The following is a 20,952-nucleotide window of genomic DNA, read 5'->3' as shown; positions in this document are numbered from 1 at the left end:
AGTCGAACTAGCATCGCAAACCGCATAGAAAAATTAGAAAAGATTAAGCTGCGGCGTGTCCGGTCTGGGTGGACGGAAGTGCGTGGTATCGAGTCTGGGCAATCGCCCGAATCCAAGGCGCCGATATGCGATGGAAAAACGCTGCGCGATCAGTTCTGCAAACGGGCCTTCGCCGACCATGCGCTTGCCGAAGCGGCTGTCGTAGTCCTTGCCGCCGCGCATCTGCTGGACCAGGCTCATGACATGCTTGGCACGATCCGGATAGTGCAACTCGAGCCACTCGCGCCATAACTGGGTGAGTTCGTGCGGCAGGCGCAGCAACACGTAGCCGGCCGAACGTGCGCCGTGGGCTGCGGCCGCGTCCAGAATGCGCTCCAGTTCCTTGTCGTTGATCATCGGGATGACCGGAGCGACCAGCACGCCTACCGGTACGGCGGCAGCGTGTAGCGCCTGCATGGCGCGCAGTCGCGCATGCGGCGCGGCGGCGCGCGGCTCCATCTTCGCCGCAAGCCGATTGTCGAGCGTGGTGACCGAGAAATACACCGACACCAGGTTGTGCTGCGCCATCTCGGCCAGCACATCGATGTCGCGTTCGATCAACGCCGCCTTGGTCACGAAGCTGACCGGGTGACGGGCCTCCCCAAGCACTTCCAGGCATTGCCGGGAGATGCGCAGACGCCGCTCGGCGGGCTGGTAGGCGTCGGTATTGATCCCCAACGCGATCGGCGAGCACTGGTAGGACGGGCGTGCGATCTCCGCGCGCAGCAGCGCGGCCGCATTCGGTTTGGCGAAGATCCGCGTTTCGAAATCCAGCCCCGGCGACAGATCCAGATACGCGTGCGAGGGTCTGGCAAAGCAGTACACGCAGCCGTGCTCACATCCCCGGTACGGGTTCACCGACTGCGAGAACCCGATGTCGGGCGAGTTGTTGCGGCTGATGATGCTGCGTGCGATTTCCTCGGCCACCACGGTCTTGGGGCGCATGGCGGTCTCGCCATCGGCATCGAGCGCGCCCCAGCCATCGTCTATCTCGACGGCGGTGGTGACCGAGAAGCGACCGGGCACGTAGGCGGTGGTGCCGCGCCCCTTGATGACCGTGCGCGAGCTGCGGACATCCCGCTCCGCTGCCGCACTCGCGCTGGGGAAAGAGTTCTTCTGCATACCGTTAGTATTATTACTAACGATGCGCGGTGCAAGCGACATGTACTGGTCCGAGGAGCGAGCACAAGCGTTGCGATGCGGTGCGCAGTCGCAACTGGGGGAATGGAGAATCGGGAATCGGTAAAGCAACAGCAGCAGCAGCAGAAAGCGTCGCCGTTGCGATTCCCCATTCCCGATTCCCGATTCCCTATTCCCCGCCGTAAAGCGCCTGCGCCGATTGAAACAGGATCCAGCTGGTGGCGATGAACTTGTCGCCGCCGACCGGGCGGTTGCCGCGGTGAGTATGAGTGAAGGCGGTGGGGGCGATCAGCAGACTGCCGGTGCGTGGGCGCGCCTTGCGTTGCTGGAACAGGAATTCGGTTTCGCCTTGCGCGAAGTCGTCGTTGAGATACAGCGTCCACAGCAGATGCCGATGCAGCGTGTCGGCATTGGCATCGCGCGGATACAGCTCGCAATGCCAGTATGGGTAGCCGCCCTGGTCGGCGGTGTACCACTGCAGATTGATCGCGCCCGGGCGCAGGCAGGTGCGTGCCAGATCGCCCAGCGCCTGGTCGCTCATCTGCACGATGTCCTCGGCCACCAGGCGATGCGGTCTGCCATCGGCAGTGGTGACCTGCAGCATCAGCGGTGAAATCAACGCCTGCGGATACTGCCGCAGATAGGTGAGCACGCCCTCGAACACCGCCTGTTGCAGGCGGTTTTCCACTTCGGCCCATTCGGCCATCCCACTGATGCGCAGGTCGCGGCTGTGTTTGAGGTCGGGAAAGACGCCGCCACCGATGCGGCCGGGATGCAGCTGCTGGCTCTGGCGCATGCGCTGCACGATGGCCACGCAATCTTCGTGCGCGATGGCGTTATCGGTGATCTGGATGAAGTCGGGTTGGCTCATGCGCCTGACCATAGCAATCTGTCGCGCCGGTTGCAGCGTTCGCCATGCATTGCGCAGGCTGGATCGGTACGCGACGTTGTTGGCATCCCAGTACGCGGCTAGGTGGCGACACCGCGCAGGGGGGTGAAGCGCTGCGCTGAGGCGATGCGTCCTGCCTGCTTCGCTTGTTGCGTGTGATGGCTGCCCGTGTCGTGTGTGGAGCGTGCAAGGCAACAAAGAAAAACCCCGCCGAAGCGGGGTTTTTGGCCACTCAACGCGTGCTGCGGCGATCAGAACTTGTAGTTGATCGACGCGGCCAGCACGTCGCCCTTCACGTCGTAGCTGCCGGCAAGACGGTCGCCGGTGGCGCTGCGGGTGTCGCTGGTCGGGTCGCTGGTGAACAGGTGGGTGTAGCCGAAGTTGTACTCGGTCTGCGCCGACGGACGCCAGCTCATACCCAGCGAAACCCACTTGCGGCTCGCGTCCGGCACGCGCACGTCGCGGTGTTCGGCCGTGGTCGGGGTTTGGTCGTACGCCAGGCCGCCGCGCAGGATCACCGTATCGCTCAGGCGGTAGTCGGCACCGATCGAGGCGAAGGTGGTGTCGCGGTAGGAGAAGTCCAGCACGCTGTCGGGCTGGTTGGAAGCGAAGTCCACGGTCACCTGGTCGAACTTGCTCCAGGCGGTGCGGGTGACGTCGGCCATGATCGACCACTGCTCGTTCACGTTATGCGTGAAGCTGGCGGTGGCGCTGGCCGGCAGCTTGACGGTGGCGCGGCCCTTGGTATCGACGAAGGTACCCGGTGCGGCCACGCTCAGCACGGCGGCAGCACTGCCCGGCACGGTGAAGTCGGCGGTGCCGTCGGTGATCTTGTGTTCCACCTGCGAGCGGTAGCTGAAGCCGATGTGGGTGTTCTCATCGATGCTGAACAAGCCGCCCAGGGTGAAGCCCACTTCGGTGCTGTCGCCCTTGATGCGCGAGTAGCCATCGGCGCTGCCCGGCGCGAAGCCCGGCACGCGGCGCGCAGCCAGCACGCTGCCGAAATCCACCGCGTTGGCCAGGTCGATATCCAGACGCTCGGCGAACACCGAGGCACCGAAGGACACGTACGGGTTCACGTCATAGGAGAACGCGACGTTGAAGTCGATCGCCTGCAGCTCGGTCTTGGTGCCGTGGTAGCGGCCGACCCAGTCGCGGTCGTATTCGGTCTTGAAGCCGAACGGCACGGTCAGCGAGGTGCCCAGGTGCATGTTGTCGTTCTCGCCGAACGGCACGTGGAAGTACATCGCCGGGACCGGCGCGATCATGCCGGCGTCGCCGCCGTTGCCGCCGGACACCGGCGCGCCGTTGGCGTAGGCCGCGGTGTCGGGCTGGAACTTGGCCGAAAAGCTGATGGCGCTGACGTCGGCCTGGAACAGGCGGCCGTCCAGCTGGCGCATGCCGGCCGGGTTGGTGGCGATGATGGAGGCATCATCCGGGGCGCTGCCCGAACCTGCGAATGCGCGGCCAAGGCCCTTGGCGCTGTTTTCCTTCAGCTGGAACGCGGCGCCGTGCGCCTGACCAACGGCCAGCACGCCAGCGATACCGACGGCCAAGAGGGTGGCGCGGCTGAGAGTGGAAGCGGTAGACATAAGTTGTAGCTCTCCGGATAAGGACTGCAATGGTCGGTTCAGCGCCCGCGTCCAGCACCAATCCAGTGCCCGGAGCGCGCCGGAGACCCCCCCCCGACATACGACGCCGTACGCAGTATACCCATGACGATTAACCGAACAATAACAAGGCCTGTGCTGAACGCGCCGTCAGGTTAGGGCTGGGTTCAGCAGCGTGGACCGGCTATTGTCCCCGTCCGATGTTCGTCTCTCTTCCTTCCCGCAAGAAACCCACCCCGCGCTGGGCGGTGCCGTTGCTGTTCGCCACGGTGTGGTTGGCGTATTTGTGGTCGATCAGCCGGCCGGGCGAGGCGCGCAATACGTTGTGGCTGGACTGGGGCGCCCTGTCCAGCGGCGTCTCCAATCTGGGCGACTGGTGGGCCACCTTGCGCGACGGCAGCGTGCTGCGCCTGTTCACGGCCCTGTTCCTGCACGCCGACTGGTCGCATCTGCTCGGCAACCTGGTGTTCCTGCTGATCTTCGGGCTGCCGGCCGAACGTATCCTGGGCCCGTGGCGGTTGTTGCTGCTGTTTCTGGTTGGCGGCGCGGCCTCCAACCTGGCGGCGATCTTTGCCATCGGCACGCCGGACCGGGTGATCATCGGCGCCTCGGGTGCGGTGTCGGCGTTGATCGGCACGTACCTGGCGCTGTTTCCGGGCGCCAAGCTGGGCGTTGTCCTGCCGCTGGGCGTGTTTCTGGAATTCATCCGGGTGCCGGCGCCGCTGTTGATCGGCGCCTGGGCACTGCTGCAGGTGGTGTTCGCCTACATCGGCCCGGCGTTCGGCATGGTGGCGTGGTCGGCGCATATCGCCGGCTTCGTGTTCGGCATCGTGTACGGCCTGTATGTGCGCGCGGCGATCGCGCGGCGGCTGCGCAAGCGCCACGGCTTCTGAGGCGCGCAGCGCACCGGCTGTACCCGCAGGCCGCAACCCGGGCGTGGCCCAGGTACCGGCACGATGCCGCGCATGTCGCTGTCCAGGCGCGCGCCTATAATCGTGGGCATGTCCAAGTCTCTGTACAAAGTCACCTTCCTCAATCATGGCAAGGTGTACGAGCTCTACGCGCGTGAGGTCACCGGCAGCCATCTGTGGGGCTTCAACCAGATCGGCGAGCTGGTGTTCGACGTGCACGACGGGCTGGTGGTGGACCCCACCGAAGAACGCCTGCGCGAGGAATTCGGCAATACCAGGACCTTGCACCTGCCGATGCAGAGCATCGTGCGGATCGAAGAAGTCGAGAAAAAGGGCCAGTCGGTGATTCGCGATGCCACCACCGGCGACAAGGTGGTCACCCCGTTCCCCTCGCCGATCAAGCCACGCTGATGCGCATTGTGGTGCCCGACGACTACCAGGGCGCCGTTGCGCAGCTGCCCTGCCTGCAGCAACTGCAGGGCCACCAGGTGCAGGTGCTGGGCGCGTTGGATGCGGAGCTCGATGCGCGCGCCGCATGCCTGGCCGACGCCGACGCGTTGGTGTTGATCCGCGAACGCACGCGGGTGGATGCGGCGCTGCTGCAACGGCTGCCACGGCTGAAACTGATCAGCCAGACCGGGCGCGTGGGTGCGCATGTGGATGTTGCGGCGTGCACTGCGTTGGGTGTGGCGGTGGCCGAAGGCGTCGGCTCGCCGGTGGCGCCGGCCGAGCTGACCTGGGCGCTGATCCTGTCGGCCAGCCGTCGGCTGACCGACTACCAGCATGCATTGCAACAGGGACGCTGGCAGGCGCTTGGCGATCCCGGCTTGGGCCGCGTGCTGCATGGGCGCACGTTGGGGATCTGGAGTTACGGGCGAATCGGCCAACGCGTGGCCGGCTTTGGGCGCGCCTTCGGCATGCAGGTGGTGGTGTGGGGCGGCGAGGCGTCCTGTGCGCAGGCAGCGCGCGATGGGTTCGCGGTTGCGGGCAGTCGCGAGGACCTGTTCGAACGCAGCGACGTGCTGTCGCTGCATCGGCGTCTGACTGCGCAGACACGGCATGACGTCACCGCCCAGGATCTGGCGCGCATGCGCGCCGACGCGTTGCTGGTCAACACCAGCCGCGCCGAGTTGATTGCGCCTGGCGCCTTGCTCGCTGCGTTGGACGCGGGCCGGCCGGCGCAGGCCGCGCTGGATGTGTTCGAGCACGAGCCGGTGCTGGACCCGCGCGATCCGCTGCTGCGGCATGCGCGCGTGCTGGCGACACCGCATCTGGGATACGTGGAGCGCGACAGCTACGCGCTGTATTTCGATGCGGCGTTCGACAATGTGCTGGCGTTCGCGGCGGGCACACCGCGCAACCTGGTCAATCCCGAGGTGTTGGCAACAACGCAGCGGGTGTGATTCCCCGCTGGGTCAGCGCGGTCTTGAAGCAGCCAGCAAGCCGCGCGCGCTGCTGCCAGGTCAGCGGGGCCCGAGGTTCGGTGTGGCATGTACCACTCCTCCACCGATTCCTGTGTGCCGACCGGACCTACGTCACGACGCCGCGCGCAGGTCTGTTGCCCACGCTTAGTTGACCGGCTCGGCAGGCTTGTCCGTCGGCGTCGTCGGCTGCACCGGTTCGGCTGGCGCTGGGGGTGTAGTGGCCGGCTTGGCTTTGCCTGCCGGTTCGGCCGACCTGGGCTTGTCCGTGGTCGCCGGGCGCGCTGCGGCGGGCTTGGGCTCGGCACCGGTCTTATTGGCGGCCTTCGCCTTCTGCGCGGCCTGCGCCTTGGCTTTGCGTGCAGCCTGCGCCTTGGCGGCGGCGCCGGGTTGCTTGAGTTCGGCCAAGGCTTCGGTGATCGGGCCGTCGCCCGGCAGCACGTCGCCGGCGCTGTAGCCCTCCTCGCCTTCGTCGTCGCCGCGCAGGTGGCCCGGCAAGGTGGCTTCGCTGTAGTCGGTCAGGCTGGCCGGCACATCGGCATCGCCCGGCTGCGGTTCGGGGGTGAGCAGCACGTCCGGCACGATGCCGCTGGCCTGGATCGACTTGCCGCTGGGCGTGTAATAGCGCGCGGTGGTGAGCTTGACCGAGTCGCCGTTGTCCAGCGGCAGCACGGTCTGCACCGAGCCCTTGCCGAAGGTGCGGCTGCCGATGATGCGTGCGCGCTTGTTGTCGCGCAGCGCGCCGGCCAGCACCTCCGAGGCACTGGCCGAGCCGGCGTCCACCAGCACCACCACCGGTGCGCCATTGAGCAGATCGCCCGGAGTGGCGTCGAACTTGGCATCGCTGATGGAGATGCGCCCGCGCGTGCTGACGATATTGCCCTTGTCCAGCAGATCGTCGGCCACCTGCACCGCCGAGGTCAGCAGACCGCCGGGGTTGCTGCGCAGATCCAGCACCAGGCCGCGCAACTTGCCGCCGGCCTGCAGCTGCTTGAGGTTCTTCTGGAAGTCGGCGCCGGTGTCGGCCTGGAAGGTGCTGATGCGGATGTAGCCAAAGCCCGGCTCCAGCAGCTTGCTGCGCACGCTGGCCACGCGGATGGTTTCGCGCTGCAGGGTCACATCGAACGGCTTGGGCGTCTTGTCGCGCATGATGGTCAACACGACCTTGCTGCCGGATTCGCCGCGCAGCGGCTCCATGGCCTTGCTGGCATCGATCGGCTTGCCGTCGATGGCCACGATCACATCGCCGGCGCGGATGCCGGCGCGCGCGGCCGGGGTGTCGTCGATCGGCGCGATCACCTTGAGGGTGTTGTCCTGCTGCTGCAGCAATTCCACGCCGATGCCGTCGTAGGCGCCGGTGGCCTGTTCGTCGAAGGCTTCGGCATCTTCCTTGTCGAAATAGGTGCTGTGCGGGTCCAGGTCCGAGAGCAGGCCACGCACGGCGGCGTGCATCAGCTTCTTGTCTTCGACCGGGTCGACGTAGGCCTGCTTGACCGCGTTGTACACCGCCACGAAACGGCGGATCTCATCCAGCGGCACCTTGGAAACAGCGGCTTCATTGGCTTCCGGATCGTCCGCGCTGGCCTGGGCGGCGGCGGGGCCGGCCTTCTGCGCCCAACCAGGCGACGCGAACAGGGCCAGCGACAGGGCAACGGACAGGACGGCTACGCGCATGAAGCACTCCGACAAAGAGATAAGGCGCCCCGCAGCGCGGAGCTGACCGGATTATGCGCGAAGCAGCGGTAAATCCGCGTTGAATCGCGGGCGGTGCGCGGCGCTCAGCGGCGTTGCAGCCAGCTCGATGGATCCACCGGCTGCCCGTTGCGACGCAATTCGAAGTACAGCGCCGGCACGCCCTGCCCGCCCGAACTGCCGACCTTGGCCACCGCGTCGCCACGTTTGATCGTTGCGCCGGCATCGCGCAGCAAGGTGTCGTTATGCGCGTACAGGCTCATGTAGCCGTTGCCGTGGTCCACGATCAGGATCATGCCGTAGCCGGTCATCCAGTCGGAAAACACCACCGTGCCATCGGCCACTGCAGTCACGGTGGTGCCCTTGGGCGCGCCGATCAGCACGCCCTTGCTGGTGTGGCCATCGGGCAAGGTGGCATTGAAGCGCGCCAGCAGATTGCCCGCCACCGGCCAGCTGAGCCCACCGACCTTGGGGGCCGGTGCGTTGGCGACTACCTTGGGTGGCGTCTTGCCGGGGCGATCGGAACGCTCGGTTTTGCTGCGCTTGGCCTGTGCGGCGGCTTCGGCAGCGGCGCGTCTGGCGGCAGCGCGCCGTTCGGCTTCGGCCTTGGCGGCGGCCGCGCGCAGATTGGCGAGCAGTTGTTCCAGCGCCTTGGCGTCCTGGCCGATTGCCTTTTCGCGCTCGGCGCGCTGTTTGTAGCGATCGTCCAGCTGCGCGACGGTGGCCGCCTGTTGCGAGCGATCCTTCTGCAACGTGGCCGCCTGCGCCTTTTGCTGCGCACGCGCGGCATCCAGCGCCTGGCGCCGGGTGGCGATGTCCTGTTCCACTGTCGCCAGGGCATCCAGTTGCGTGGTCAAGGCGTGGATGCGCTGCGCGCGTGCGTTTTGCACGTAGCGGTGATCGGCCAGCATGCGCGCGGCATCGCCCACCGTGTCCTGCGACAGCAGCACCTTCAACGGTGCATTGCGGCCCACCTGATCGGCGGCGCGCAATAACGCCGCCAGCTGCGCGCGCTGGTTCTGCAGGCCGCGCTGCAATTGCGCGCGTTCCTGTTGCAGGGTGGACAGATGCTGTTCCTGCGCGCGCATCGCCGCTTCGGTCTCGCTCAATGCACGTGCGGTCTTGGCCACTTTCTCGTCGGCCTGGCGCAACTGTTGCGCGGCGGTGCCGCGCTTGCCTTCCAGTTCGCGTCGATCGGCGCTGATGGTCTTGAGCTCATCGCGCAGCTGCTGCAGTTTGCGCTCGGTCTCGCGCTGGCTCTGCGCGCTTGCGCCCATGCTGCCCAGCAAGGTGCAGGCCAGCACGCCCACCGCCAGCCACATCCGTCCACGGCCGGTGGCAGGAGCGAGCGGCAGGCGCGGCAGCGGTGCGGGCGAAGGGGGCAACGAAAGATCCAGTGACTTCAGGCAGGTGCGCGATTGTAGCCAAGCATGATGTGATCGCCGCCACGCCCCAGACAACCGCCGCCGCGCGAGGTTCAGCATGAAGCCCCAAATTCTTCTCCTGGCACTGTCCTTGGTCTGCACGAGCGCCTGGGCCGACGAGGACGTCAGCAAGGTCAACGGCAAGATCAGCGCAGATGCCGGCAAGACCTATGGCGCCCTGGAAACGGTCAACGGCTCCATCGAGATCGGTGCCGGTGCCCAAACCAAGAACGTGGAAACCGTCAACGGCGGCATCCGCATCGGCGACAACGCGCGTACCGGTGGCGTGGAAACGGTCAACGGCTCGATCACGCTGGGCCAGAAAGTAACGGTGTCCGGCGGGCTGGAAACGGTCAATGGCAGCATCCTCGCCGAGCGCGGCAGCCAGATCAGTGGCGGCGTGGAAACGGTCAACGGCAGCATCGGGCTGGTGGGAACCGAGCTCGGCAAGGGCATCGAGACGGTCAATGGCGACATCACTGTCGGGGTGGGCTCGCATGTGCGCGGCGGCATCGAAGTGAGCAAGCCGAGCTTCGGTTTTTCGTTCCAGCCCTCGCGCAAGCCGCGTGTGGTGATCGGCCCGGATGCGGTGGTCGATGGGCCGTTGCACTTCGAGCGCGAGGTCAACCTGTACGTGCACCGCAGCGCCAAGATCGGCGCGGTGAGCGGCGCCACCGCGCGCAGCTTCGACAGCGACGTCGCGCCGAAGGACTGACCGACGCAACACGCACCTGCCGGTGCGTGCGCCGGATCCAGGGCACCTGCTCCAGGCGCCCTGCCCGGCCCGCCATGCGACTGCAGCGCACGCAGCGACGCGCTCACCTCGCCATGCGGCGCAGGCTCTAAGATCGGGATTCCGCCGCACGAGGAGTTCCGATGCCCCGCAAGATCCTGTTGTGCCTGGCCGCGACGCTGGCCCTGGCCGGCTGCAAACGCGAACCCGCCGATGCGCCCAGCGCGCCTGCCGCGCAGACGCCGACCGATAGCGCGCCCAGCGCACCGGTCAGCCGCCACACCTTCTCCCCGGACATGACCACTGGCGACTTCGCCGAACTGGTCAAGACACTGGCGTCGGACGACTTCGAAGGCCGCGGCCCGGGGACGCCCGGCGAAGAAAAGACCGTGACCTACATTCGCGACCAGATGCAGCGCATCGGGCTGCAGCCCGGCAATGGCGACAGCTGGTTCCAGGAGGTGCCGATGGTGGAAACCACCGCCGATGCATCCACCGCCCCCAGCCTGCGCAGCGGCGAGCAGACCCGCACCCTCGCCTTCGGCACCGACATCGTGGTCGGCACCCGCACCGGGCAAGCCGAGGTCAAGCTGGACAACAGCGAGCTGGTGTTCGTCGGTTACGGCGTGGATGCGCCCGAGCAGCAGTGGAACGACTACGCCGGCCAGGAATGGAAGGGCAAGACGGTGGTGATGTTCGTCAACGACCCGGGCTTCCACACCGACGATGCCAAGTTGTTCGACGGCAAGCGCATGACCTACTACGGGCGCTGGACCTACAAGTTCGAAGAAGCCGCACGCAAGGGCGCGGCTGCGGCGTTGATCGTGCACGACACGCCCGGTGCCAGCTATGGCTGGGACGTGGTGAAAAATTCTTGGTCCGGCCCGCAATACGACTTGCCGGCCAAGGACGACCCCGACCCGCGCCTGCCGGTGCAGGGCTGGATCAGCGCCGAGACCGCCAGGCAATTGTTCGCCAATGCCGGACTGGACCTGACGCAGGCCTACAAGGACGCCAGCAAGCGCGGCTTCAAGCCGGTGCCCTTGAAGGCCAGCTGGTCGGTCGACCTCAAGAGCACGATCGCGGCGAAGACCTCGCGCAATGTGGTCGGCGTGCTGCCGGGCACCAGCCACGCCGACGAGGCGGTGCTGTACATGGCGCATTGGGACCACCTGGGCAAGCATCCGGGTGAACGCGGCGACAACATCTACAACGGCGCGGTGGACAACGCCACCGGCGTGGCCGGCATCCTGGAAATCGCCGACGCATTCGCCCATCAAGACCCCAAGCCGACGCGCTCGGTGGTGTTCCTGGCGGTGACGCTGGAAGAATCCGGCCTGCTGGGTTCCAAATACTACGTGGCCAACCCGAGCTTCCCGCTGGACAAGATCGCGGCGGTGATCAATCTGGATGCGATGTCGGTGGCCGGGCGCGCCCGCGATGTCACCGTGGTGGGGATGGGCAGCTCGGAGCTGGAGGACATCCTCAAGCCGATCGCCGCGATGCAGGGGCGCACCCTGCACGCGGAAGCCACCCCGCAAAGCGGCTCGTATTTCCGTTCGGATCACTTCAACTTCGCCAAGGCCGGCGTGCCGGCGTTGTATGCCGATGGCGGCGAAGACCTGCGCGAGGGCGGCACTGCCGCCGGACGTGCCGCGGCCGAGGACTACGGACGCCATCGTTATCACGCGCCTGGCGACGAATACGACGCCGCCACCTGGAAGCTCGATGGCACCATCGAAGATCTGCAGGTGGTCTATGGCGTGGGCAAGGAGGTCGCTGCTGGCGAACGTTGGCCCAACTGGTACCCCGGCAACCCGTTCAAGGCCGCGCGCGATCGCATGATGGCCGGCAGGCCTGGCACAAGTGCGGCGAGCGCGCAGCCGGCCGACGCCACCAGTAGGGCTACGCAGACGAACATGGCCAAGCCCCCACGCTGAGAATCTTCCGTTACGCAAAAGGCCTCCCATCGGAGGCCTTTTGCGTTGCTGTGTCATGTCAGGCATCTGGCCCATCGCCAGGCAACATCGCTGAGCTGCGATCTTGCGCGATCAGTGGCTTGCTGCACTGACGCTACATGTCGGCCCAAGGCGCGGCAGCGTGGCCATGCTGCGTGCGTCCTCTGCGATGCTTGATCTACCCTACCCGCCTGGCAGGCGAACGTGACGTGCGCCAACTCAATCGTTCTCCACGCTCACCACGTGGCCGTCTTCCGGATCTACGTGCAGTTCGACCTTCTGCCCGTTGCGCTTGGCATCGGCCTTCCACAGGCCATCGTTGAACTTGAGGTCGTGCACATCGGCATAGCCGCCGGTGGACAGCGATGCGCGCACGTCGGCTTCGCTGAGCTTGGAGGTGGTCTGGTCGCCATAGACGCGGCCGGTCACCGGGTCGATGCGCACGTCCACATCCTTGCCGTCGCCGCTACGCGCATCCGCGGTCCAGACGCCGTGCTCGAACTTGAGGTCGTGCACCTTGGTGTAGCCCTTTGCGGTGAGCATGCTGGTGACCTCACCAGAGGTGAGCGCCTTGGCCGGCTTGTCGGCCGCTTGTGCCAACGCGCCCTGCGACACCAAGGCTAGGACGCCGATCAGTGCGGTCTTCATCAATCGCTGTGTCATGGGAATGCTCCTGCAGTGAAGTGCGCTCATGCTGGAGGGCGGCTTATCGCCATCAGGTGAAAGGCCGCAAGCGGCCGCGACGAAAGTTCAGTAAGCTGAAATGCGCAGGTGCCAGTTCACCTGCGCTACACGCGTTGTTTACATCGCAACGGCTGTTGCGGCCGAGCACGCAGCAACATGGCTATCCACGATGGAATCGCAGTAATCGGCGTGTGCATCCCATCGTGCCAACGCCATTTGCCCGCGCGCTGCGTGCGTAAAACAAAGCCGCCTTACGGCGGCTTGTCTGGCATCAGCGTGCCGTGCGTGCAACGGATGTGCTTGTTGCGGAGGTCGATGCAGCGGAAGTGCGCGCCGCGGCAGCAGCGACCGGTGCACGCGTGGCGAGTGCGGCCTGCGGCGACAGGATCGCCATCTGCGGCTTGTCGGTGCCGTCCTTGTTGGGGTGCACGCTGTATGCGTAGCTGAGGTTCCACCACGAACCGGCCGCCCACCAGGTCCAACCCAGCCACACATCTGCATTGGTTTCCATGTACGCCAACATGCCTTGCAGCGCCTGGTTGCACACCGCATTGTTGGCGGTGCCGAATTCGGCCAGAAAGCCGCGCTTGCGGTTGGTGCGCAGCCACTGCGTGAAGTTGCGCAGGCGCTCGGCGCCAATGGTGCTGCTGACACAGGTGCTGCTGGTGCCGCTGGAATCGGCATCCAGATACTGATGCACTTCGAAGGCGTAGCGATCGAGCGGGTCGTAGATGGACGTCAGCGCGGTGGCGTTGGAGTAGCCATCGTTCGTGGTGGAATACCAACTGTGCGCGCCGGTCCACAATGCGCCGGGCACCAGAATCAGGTTATTGGCACCGGTCCTGCGGATGGCATCGATGGCGGCCTGCGCTGCGCCGGCCCATTCGCTGGCCGAAATATTGTTGGGCTCATTCATCAGCCCGAACATCACCACGTTGTCGCTGTTGAACGCCAGTGCGAGACGACGCCATAGATCGGTAAACGTGGCCACCGGTACTTCCGGGCTGCCGATCTTGTAGCCGTAATACTTGGCGTAGTTATGGATATCGATGACCAGATACATGCCGGCTGCCTTGGCGCGTGCCACGGCCTGTTGCAGCAACGCGAGTTGGGCCGGATCCAGTTCGCCGCTCGCGGTGGGCTGCAGCCGTTCCCACAGGATCGGCAGGCGGATGGTATTCATGCCGACACCGGCGAAATAGGTGTAATCGCTGGCCGCCGCGTACATATAGTCCTTGTTGAGGACTCCGGGCTTTTTGGAAGATGCGAATTCGGCACCGGACAGATTGACGCCGGCATAGGTGAGCGCGCGCGTCTGCGCGTGGGCCAACGGCAGGCTGCCAAACACGATGAAAAGCAGCGTGGAGCGCAGTAGCGCGCGCAACGAAAAACAGACAGCAGACATGACACAACTCCTCAGACGGGGGGAGATGCAGCTAAGTGCATGCGCGTTGCGCGCGATGCGCTGCATCGGTCTGAATCAATGCATCAGCCGTGCCCAATTGCCGGGTGTGGCCAATGGAACGCCAATATGCGAATTGCATCGCAGTCACACTCTGCAAGGCGCATTTTCGAGATTGATAGGCCGCACAAAAGCGCGCGATATCGCGAAGTGTTCGCGCAATTGCGGCGTGCGTGTGTCCGCGCTGTCGATTTTGCGTCGTATGGAAGCGTCTGCCGTCAGTGGCATGACGTCATGTCTATGACGCTATGCCGCATTTAAAGCGCCACCCAGGGAGCGTGCATAGGCTGCATCGATCTTTCCCCTGAAAGTACGAGGAAAAAGCGGCCCAATAGCGGAATGCTCAGCCCAGTAGAACGCGCGTGCTCACTACCGGATAGAGAAAGTGATGTGCGGTGACGATTGCTTGGCCGCAGCCGCACTCGCCTTGACCAGCGCCGTCGTTGCGGAACAACAGCTGAAACACCGGCGTGCAGCCATCAGGCTGGCGCGGCAGGCGCGTGGCATGGACCACGCGGACGTTGTGGTTTCCGCGCCATCCACGTCCACCTGACGACTGCTCGCTAGGTGTGTTGGTCGCGCTTAATCGGTAATCCGGCGCGCACGTGGGCTCAATATCGACATCTGCGGCTTGTCGCGCCCTTGCGCATCCGGTTGCACGTTGAACGGATACGCCCCACTCCACCATGCGCCTGCCGCCCACCAGGACCAGCCCATCCACACATCGCTGTTGGATTCCATGTAGCCCAACATGCCGTTGAGCGCGAGATTGCAGGTGACCGTATTGCCGGTGCCGAATTCGGCGAGAAACCCGCGTTTTTTGTTCAGACGCAGCCACTCGGTGAAGCTGCGCAGCCGTTCGACCCCGACCGTGGCGCTGACGCAACCGCCGCTGGTGCCGCTGGAATCGGCATCCAAATATTGATGCGCTTCGATGGCATAACGATTGAGCGGGTCGCGAATGGATGCCATCGCCACTGCATTGGATTGCCCGGCCACCGTGGAGTACCAGCTATGCGCGCCTGTCCACAACGCACCCGGTACCAGAATCAGATTGGTGGCGCCGGTTTTACGAATGGTGTCGATGGACGCCTGCGCGGCCGTCGCCCACGCTTGCGGATCGATGTCGTAAGGCTCATTCATCAGCCCGAAGATCACGGCGTTGTCGCTCTTGAAGGCGATCGCCAGCCGTCGCCATAGATCGTTGAAGGTGCTGATCGGCACTTTCGTGCTGCCGATGGTGTAGCCGTAATACTTGGCGTAGTTATGCACATCCACGATCACGTACATTTTGGCCGCCTTGGCGTTGGCGACCGCCTGCCGGATCAACGCCAGCTGGGCCGGATCCAGCTCGCCACCTGTCTTTGGCTGCAGCCGTTCCCACAGGATCGGCAGGCGCACGGTGTTTATGTGCTTGCCGGCGAAGTAGGCGTATTCATCGGCCGCCGGATAACGGTAGTCGATGTCGAGCACGCCGGGCTTTTGCGAGGATTTGATCTCGGCGCCGGAAAGATTGACGCCTGCATACTTCAGGCCGGTGGCGCTTTGCGCCTGCGCGAGGGGCATGGCGGCCAGCAATAGGAAAGACAGCGCGCGGCAACGCAGCCGGCGCGTATGCGTGGTGAGGGATTTCATGGGGGAACTCCTGAGACTTCTGCGTGCGAAAGACCTGTGCAAGGACGACGTGCCGAGACGGGCATGAGCTCGTTCGATGTACGACAGCAACGCGTCCATCACCAGACTAGGCGTATACGCCCGCACAAACTACGGCTGAGAGGGATCAATCGGCCAAGCTGTGCAGTGACGCGCAGTTCTTGTGTTAGAGCGCGCACGCATGGCCCGAACGCACCGCACCGTTAGCGCACGCTTCAAACCAGTGGCACACCATGACCTGCGCGATGGCGTGCTGCGCATCGCAGGCGAATGCAGCTGCGTTGCGTGCAAAGCCTCTGCGCTGCAGCGCTTCTCTGTTCATCGCGATGGGCTGCCTGATTGGCAATGCTGTCGTCGGGCAATGCCAGCCACCGCGGCAGACAGAGCGCAGGTGGCGTGCGCAATCGCGGTGGCGCGATACGGGATGAGATCGCTTGCGCGTCGTCCACGCACTTGGTGCGAGCGCGTTACGTCAGCGCGTCGTCGCGACGGCCGCTGTGCACCGCAGCTTGCACAAGCGCAGGCAAGACATGGCACGCGCTCGATGCCGGGCTGTCGCACGCCATCGAAGAGCGCACATCGGCAATCGGAAGCGTTTGAGCTGGCGCGGGATTGCTTCTGCCTTCTGCGCTGCCCACGGCGAGCTAGCGGCGGCCTGCTCTTCTCCGAAGCAGCCTGTCCTCCAACGCGGTGCACCGCAATGGACATAAAAAAGGTGGCCGCAACACTGGTTGCGACCACCTTCTGCCTGCGCCGCTGCTTACTTGCCGGCGCGGCGTGCGTACTTGCTCAGGATCGCCATCTGCGGCTTGTCGCTGCCGTCCTTGCCCGGTTGCACGGTGAAGGGATAGTCCGGCTTCCACCACGCGCCCGCCGCCCACCAGGTCCAGCCCAGCCACACGTCGCTGTTCTTTTCCATGTAGGTCAGCATGCCTTCCAGCGCCTTGTCGCAGACCGGATTGTTGGCCGTGGCGAATTCGCCCAGAAAGCCCTTCTGCTTGTTCTCGCGCAGCCACGAGGTGAAGCCCTGCAGCTTTTCTTGGCCTACCGAATCGCTGGTGCATACCGGCTTGGTGCCGCTGTAGTCCTTATCCAGATATTGATGCGCTTCGAAGGCCAGGTTGTTGCCCGGGTCCTTGAGGATTTCCAGCGCCTTTGCGTTGGAGACGCCGTAGCTGGTGCTGCGCCAGCTGTGTGCGCCAGTGTAGGCGGTGCCCGGCACCAGGATCAGATTCTTCGCGCCGGTCTTGCGGATCGCAGTGATCGTCCCCTGCGCGGCATTGGCCCAGTCGGGCGCGGAAATGCCATTGGGCTCGTTCATCAGCCCGAAGATCACCGCCTTGTCGTCCTTGAACTCCAGCGCCAGCCGGCGCCACAGATCGGCCAACGCGCCGGCCGGCACGTCGCTGGTGCCGATGCGCTTGCCGCTGTACGTGGCGTAGTTGTGCAGATCCAGGATCAGGTATTGCTTGTTGGCCTTGGCTGCCTCGAGCGACTTCTTGATCAGCCCCAATTGGGCCTGGTCCAGCGGGCCATTGAGCTCGGGCTGCACGCGTTCCCACAGGAACGGCAATCGGATCGTATTCATGCCCTTGCCGGCGAAATAGCTGAAGTCCGAGGCGGCAGGATAGGTGTAGTCCTTGAACAAGGTGCCGGGTTTCTTGCGCGAGTTGAACTCGGCACCGGACAGATTGACGCCAACATACTTCAGGCCGGCGGTTTCCCTCCTGGGGCCGGGCGGCTCCTTGGCCTGGGCCAACGGACCGGCGGCGAGCAAGGTCAACGCGAGCGCGGCGATGCGCAGGCGGGGAAAGTGCGGTGGAGTGCGGAACATGGAAGTCTCCTTCGGCATCGACGTGGGCAGCCGCGGGGGAGGGCACGGCCAGCGCAGATGGTGCAGCGCCATCTGCTGCTGCGTGAGCCTATGAGCTCGCACGTTAGCGCGCCATTCACGCGCAAGGTCCGGATTTGACCGCCTGCGAACACGCGCAAGGCGCATCATGCGGGTGCGCTCGCGTTCGCAAGAGACCAGGTAAGACGCACTGTCGCAGGAGTGCGACATCTGCGCGTTTTAAGCTAGCGATCCTTCTTTTCCGTTGTTGGCGCAGCTTGCCGACGACGCAACACCCCGGAGTTTTCCCATGAGCACAGCCCACGCCTACGCTGCCCAGGCCGCCGATCAACCACTTGCCCCATTCGTGTTCGAACGCCGTGCGCCCGGCCTCAACGACGTGCAGATCGACATCGCCTACTGTGGCGTGTGTCACTCGGACCTGCATACCGCACGCAACGAATGGCACAACACGCTGTACCCCTCGGTGCCCGGCCACGAGATCGTCGGCCGCGTCACGGCGGTGGGCAATGCGGTCACCGGCTTCAAGGTCGGCGACCTGGCCGGTGTTGGCTGCATGGTCGACAGCTGCCGCAGCTGCGCCTCCTGCCAGGAAGGCGAAGAACAGTATTGCGAAGCCGGCTTCACCGGCACCTACAACGGGCCGATGTTCGGCGGCGGCGAGAACACCTACGGCGGCTATTCCGACCATATCGTGGTCGACCAGAAGTACGTGCTGCGCATCACCCACAGCGACAACCTGGCCGCGGTGGCGCCGCTGCTGTGCGCCGGCATCACCACCTATTCGCCGCTGGCGCACTGGAAGGTAGGCCCGGGCCAGAAGGTGGGCGTGGTCGGTCTCGGCGGCCTGGGCCACATGGCGGTGAAGATCGCCAAGGCGATGGGCGCTACCGTGGTGCTGTTCACCACCTCCGAAAGCAAGCGCGCCGATGCGCTGCGCCTGGGCGCCAGCGAAGTGGTGATTTCCAAGGACGAAGCGCAGATGGCCGCGCAGTACAACACCCTGGACTTCATCCTCAACACCGTGGCCGCACCGCACAACCTGGACCCGTTCCTCAACGCGCTCAAGCGCGATGGCGCCATGGTGCTGGTCGGCGTGCCCGAGCAGTCGCACCCGTCGCCGGCGGTGTTCAACCTGGTGATGAAGCGCCGCACGCTGGCAGGCTCGCTGATCGGCGGCATCCGCCAGACCCAGGAAATGCTGGATTTCTGCGCCAAGCACAACATCGTCTCGGACATCGAAACGATCCGCGCCGACCAGATCAACGAGGCCTACGAGCGCATGCTCAAGAGCGACGTGAAGTACCGCTTCGTGATCGATATGGCGACCTTGGATAAGGCGGCTTGATCAAGATTGCATCAAATGTATGAAATGCCACCGCTTGCGTTGTTGTTAGACGCAGGCGGTGGCGCGCGGCAGTTTGTTACCAGCGCAGCTTGATGCGCTTACGGCCAAAGCCTAATGGCGAGTTCTTCACGATCAACGAGGTCTCCCATAAGAGCACCAAACTCTCGCGAGGACTCGCCGTCCGGCATCCACTTGGTGCCGATGTACCGTGCCGAGTCGGCATCAATCTGTCGCCACTCGAGTTTGCTAAGTGATCCGCTTTTTTCTTGCCAGGGGCCTCGATAGTCATCGCCGTTGAATACGCCCAAACAATCCACATCCTGCGGCTGTGCTATTTGCGCTATTGCAGCGCGAATAAATGCTTCTGAGCCGAATACAATCAGATCCGTATCCGATTGGTGAGTTGCACGATCGTTAGCGCGAGATCCGATTAGCCAGATCGAGTCTGGCGACGGTTGCAAGGAAGTCAGAGGGAAATGAGCGCTACGGCCTGATCTGGTACCTGCAATCTCATATCTTGTGCACCCACGACGGCTACGCCGCAGCCGGCTCCTTGACCTGCGCTTTGACCCCGAGCAGCTGCACGATGCTTCCCGCCGCATCGCGGCCTTCGGCTACTGCGGTCACCACCAGATCGGCGCCGCGCACGCAGTCGCCGCCGGCGAACAGGCGCGGGTTGCTGGTCTGGTAGGGCAGGCGGCCGTTGCCGTCGGACGGGGCGACGATGCGGCCATTGCCGCCGGCGTCCACGCCTTGCGAGGCCAACCAGTCGGGCAGGGTAGGCGAGAAGCCGAAGGCGATGATCACCACGTCCGCTTCCAGCAGCGATTCGCTGCCTTCCACCGGCACCGCATTGCGGCGGCCGCTGGCGTCGGGTTCGCCCAGCTTGGTTTCCACTACGGTCACGCCGATGGCTTCGTCGTCGGCGCCGGATTCGATCGACAGCGGTTGGCGGTTGAACAGGAAGCGCACGCCTTCTTCGCGTGCGTTGGCAACCTCGCGTGCCGAGCCGGGCATGCTGGCTTCGTCGCGGCGATACGCGCAGGTGACCTTGGCTGCGCCCAGACGAATGGCGCTGCGCACGCAGTCCATGCCGGTGTCGCCACCGCCCAGCACCACCACGCGCTTGCCGGTGAGGTCGGGCAGGGCGAGCTGGTCTTCCCAGCCGGCGATCGGCCGGCCGTGCGGGTCGTTGCCGCTGACGATGCGGCTGTTCTGCACCAGGAACGGCAGCGCCGGCAGCACGTTCTTCAAATCCTGCCCGGGCAGGCCGCCGTCGGTGTAGCGATAGGCGCCGGTGCCGAGGAAGACGGCGTCGTACTCGCCCAGCAACTGCTCGATGCTGATGTCGCGGCCGACCTCCACGCCCAGGCGGAACTGCACGCCCATGCCTTCGAGGATCTCGCGGCGCTTGCCGATCACCGATTTGTCCAGCTTGAAGCTGGGGATGCCGAACTGCAGCAGGCCGCCGATCTGCTCATAGCGGTCGTACACCACCGCTTCGATACCGGCGCGCGCCAGGCGGTCCGCACACGCCAGGCCGGCCGGGCCGGCGCCGATCACCGCCACACGGTGGCCGCTGGCCTGCACGTTGCCCAGGTCCGGGCGCCAGCCCATCTTGAAGGCGGTGTCGACGATGTATTTCTCCACCGCGCCGATGGTGACCGCGCCGAATTCTTCCAGCGTGCAGCTGCCTTCGCACAGGCGGTCCTGCGGACACACCCGCCCGCACACTTCCGGCAGCGGGTTGGTCGAATGGCACAACGCGGCGGCCTCGATGATGCGGTCTTCCTGCACCAGCTGCAGCCATTGCGGGATGGCGTTGTGCACCGGGCATTTCCAGCTGCAATACGGATTACCGCAGTCCAGGCAACGGCCGGCCTGGTATTGCGCGTCGGCCTTGTCGAACCTGCCGTACAACTCGCCCCAGTCGCCGGACGTGCGCAGTTCCACCGGAATGCGCGTGGGCATGGTCCGGGGCAGGTCGAGGAATTGGAAAGCTTGTTTGCGGCTCATAAAGAAATCCGTAGCTGATTCCCTTCTCCCGCGTGCGGGAGAAGGTGCCCCGAAGGGGCGGATGAGGGGGGCAGGCCGCTGCCCTCACCCCCAGCCCCTCTCCCGCGCGCGGGAGAGGGG

The 20,952-nt window shown here is 65.0% G+C and carries 16 protein-coding genes, 1 other RNA gene and 1 pseudogene; 7 read left to right on the top strand and 11 right to left on the bottom strand.

What is annotated here, in order from left to right:
• Positions 1 to 33: 33 nt before the first annotated feature.
• The 3 genes from EO156_RS22900 to EO156_RS22890 all read right to left on the bottom strand — a co-directional run bounded on the left by EO156_RS22900 (position 34) and on the right by EO156_RS22890 (position 3,660).
• Positions 34 to 1,161 (bottom strand): PA0069 family radical SAM protein, encoded by a 1,128-nt coding sequence (locus EO156_RS22900; protein ID WP_016849427.1) that lies wholly within the window; start codon positions 1,159 to 1,161, stop codon positions 34 to 36.
• A gap of 187 nt (positions 1,162 to 1,348) precedes the next feature.
• Positions 1,349 to 2,050: a 2OG-Fe(II) oxygenase gene (locus EO156_RS22895; RefSeq protein ID WP_005927217.1), complete on the bottom strand. Its 702-nt coding sequence runs from the start codon at positions 2,048 to 2,050 to the stop codon at positions 1,349 to 1,351.
• A gap of 269 nt (positions 2,051 to 2,319) precedes the next feature.
• A complete protein-coding gene (locus tag EO156_RS22890) occupies positions 2,320 to 3,660 on the bottom strand; it encodes an outer membrane protein transport protein (protein ID WP_016849428.1) in 1,341 nt (446 codons plus the stop codon).
• A gap of 218 nt (positions 3,661 to 3,878) precedes the next feature.
• Between EO156_RS22890 and EO156_RS22885 the strand changes: the two genes are divergently transcribed.
• The 3 genes from EO156_RS22885 (at position 3,879) to EO156_RS22875 (ending at position 5,992) form a co-directional block, all read left to right on the top strand.
• A complete protein-coding gene (locus EO156_RS22885) occupies positions 3,879 to 4,571 on the top strand; it encodes a rhomboid family intramembrane serine protease (protein ID WP_003482177.1) in 693 nt (230 codons plus the stop codon).
• Positions 4,572 to 4,679: 108 nt separating this feature from the next.
• The gene (locus tag EO156_RS22880; RefSeq protein WP_003482171.1) at positions 4,680 to 5,000 is read left to right on the top strand and encodes a DUF1820 family protein; all 321 of its coding nucleotides are present in this window, start codon (positions 4,680 to 4,682) and stop codon (positions 4,998 to 5,000) included.
• Entirely contained in the window at positions 5,000 to 5,992 is a 993-nt protein-coding gene (locus EO156_RS22875; RefSeq protein ID WP_029827782.1) for a D-2-hydroxyacid dehydrogenase family protein, read from the top strand. The genes EO156_RS22880 and EO156_RS22875 overlap by 1 nt, the downstream gene beginning before the upstream one ends.
• Positions 5,993 to 6,157: 165 nt before the next feature.
• Here the strand turns inward: EO156_RS22875 and EO156_RS22870 are convergent, their stop codons facing one another.
• Both EO156_RS22870 and EO156_RS22865 read right to left on the bottom strand, forming a co-directional pair.
• Positions 6,158 to 7,684 (bottom strand): S41 family peptidase, encoded by a 1,527-nt coding sequence (locus EO156_RS22870; protein ID WP_016850463.1) that lies wholly within the window; start codon positions 7,682 to 7,684, stop codon positions 6,158 to 6,160.
• A gap of 104 nt (positions 7,685 to 7,788) precedes the next feature.
• Positions 7,789 to 9,087, bottom strand: coding sequence for a peptidoglycan DD-metalloendopeptidase family protein (locus EO156_RS22865; RefSeq protein WP_016850464.1), 1,299 nt, complete (start codon positions 9,085 to 9,087; stop codon positions 7,789 to 7,791).
• A 97-nt stretch (positions 9,088 to 9,184) separates the two neighbouring features.
• Here EO156_RS22865 and EO156_RS22860 point away from each other — a divergent pair, with 97 nt between their 5' ends.
• Together EO156_RS22860 and EO156_RS22855 are read left to right on the top strand one after the other, a co-directional pair.
• Positions 9,185 to 9,841 carry a hypothetical protein gene (locus tag EO156_RS22860; protein ID WP_003482163.1) on the top strand — a complete coding sequence of 219 codons (657 nt, stop codon included), beginning with the start codon at positions 9,185 to 9,187 and terminating at the stop codon, positions 9,839 to 9,841.
• Between the two features lie 161 nt (positions 9,842 to 10,002).
• Complete coding sequence (locus tag EO156_RS22855) at positions 10,003 to 11,799, top strand: M28 family metallopeptidase (RefSeq protein WP_005912472.1); 1,797 nt, start codon at positions 10,003 to 10,005, stop codon at positions 11,797 to 11,799.
• A 237-nt stretch (positions 11,800 to 12,036) separates the two neighbouring features.
• On the opposite strand, the gene EO156_RS22850 is transcribed toward EO156_RS22855, so the two are convergent.
• Both EO156_RS22850 and EO156_RS22845 read right to left on the bottom strand, forming a co-directional pair.
• On the bottom strand, positions 12,037 to 12,480 hold the full coding sequence (locus tag EO156_RS22850; RefSeq protein ID WP_016851493.1) for a PepSY domain-containing protein: 444 nt from the start codon (positions 12,478 to 12,480) through the stop codon (positions 12,037 to 12,039).
• Positions 12,481 to 12,772: 292 nt separating this feature from the next.
• On the bottom strand, positions 12,773 to 13,906 hold the full coding sequence (locus EO156_RS22845; RefSeq protein ID WP_016851494.1) for a glycoside hydrolase family 5 protein: 1,134 nt from the start codon (positions 13,904 to 13,906) through the stop codon (positions 12,773 to 12,775).
• A gap of 562 nt (positions 13,907 to 14,468) precedes the next feature.
• Here EO156_RS22845 and EO156_RS22840 point away from each other — a divergent pair.
• Positions 14,469 to 14,541, top strand: a non-coding RNA gene (locus EO156_RS22840) — sX9 sRNA.
• A gap of 4 nt (positions 14,542 to 14,545) precedes the next feature.
• Here EO156_RS22840 and EO156_RS22835 read toward each other — a convergent pair.
• The 3 genes and pseudogenes from EO156_RS22835 to EO156_RS22830 form a co-directional block, all read right to left on the bottom strand.
• Positions 14,546 to 15,598, bottom strand: a complete 1,053-nt coding sequence (locus EO156_RS22835; protein WP_016851497.1) for a glycoside hydrolase family 5 protein — start codon at positions 15,596 to 15,598, stop codon at positions 14,546 to 14,548.
• A gap of 129 nt (positions 15,599 to 15,727) precedes the next feature.
• A pseudogene (locus tag EO156_RS24520) lies at positions 15,728 to 15,931 on the bottom strand (hypothetical protein); the annotation flags it as partial.
• A 445-nt stretch (positions 15,932 to 16,376) separates the two neighbouring features.
• A complete protein-coding gene (locus EO156_RS22830; RefSeq protein ID WP_003482140.1) occupies positions 16,377 to 17,450 on the bottom strand; it encodes a glycoside hydrolase family 5 protein in 1,074 nt (357 codons plus the stop codon).
• A 307-nt stretch (positions 17,451 to 17,757) separates the two neighbouring features.
• Between EO156_RS22830 and EO156_RS22820 the strand changes: the two genes are divergently transcribed.
• Positions 17,758 to 18,816 (top strand): NAD(P)-dependent alcohol dehydrogenase, encoded by a 1,059-nt coding sequence (locus EO156_RS22820; RefSeq protein ID WP_016851500.1) that lies wholly within the window; start codon positions 17,758 to 17,760, stop codon positions 18,814 to 18,816.
• Positions 18,817 to 19,350: 534 nt separating this feature from the next.
• Here EO156_RS22820 and EO156_RS22810 read toward each other — a convergent pair.
• Positions 19,351 to 20,832 (bottom strand): FAD-dependent oxidoreductase, encoded by a 1,482-nt coding sequence (locus tag EO156_RS22810; protein ID WP_016851501.1) that lies wholly within the window; start codon positions 20,830 to 20,832, stop codon positions 19,351 to 19,353.
• Positions 20,833 to 20,952: the final 120 nt, after the last annotated feature.

This window comes from Xanthomonas sp. DAR33341, assembly GCF_003992815.1.
Lineage (GTDB): Bacteria > Pseudomonadota > Gammaproteobacteria > Xanthomonadales > Xanthomonadaceae > Xanthomonas > Xanthomonas cissicola.
Note: the sequence above shows the minus strand (reverse complement) of the source record. Positions and strands in the feature narration are given on the sequence as shown.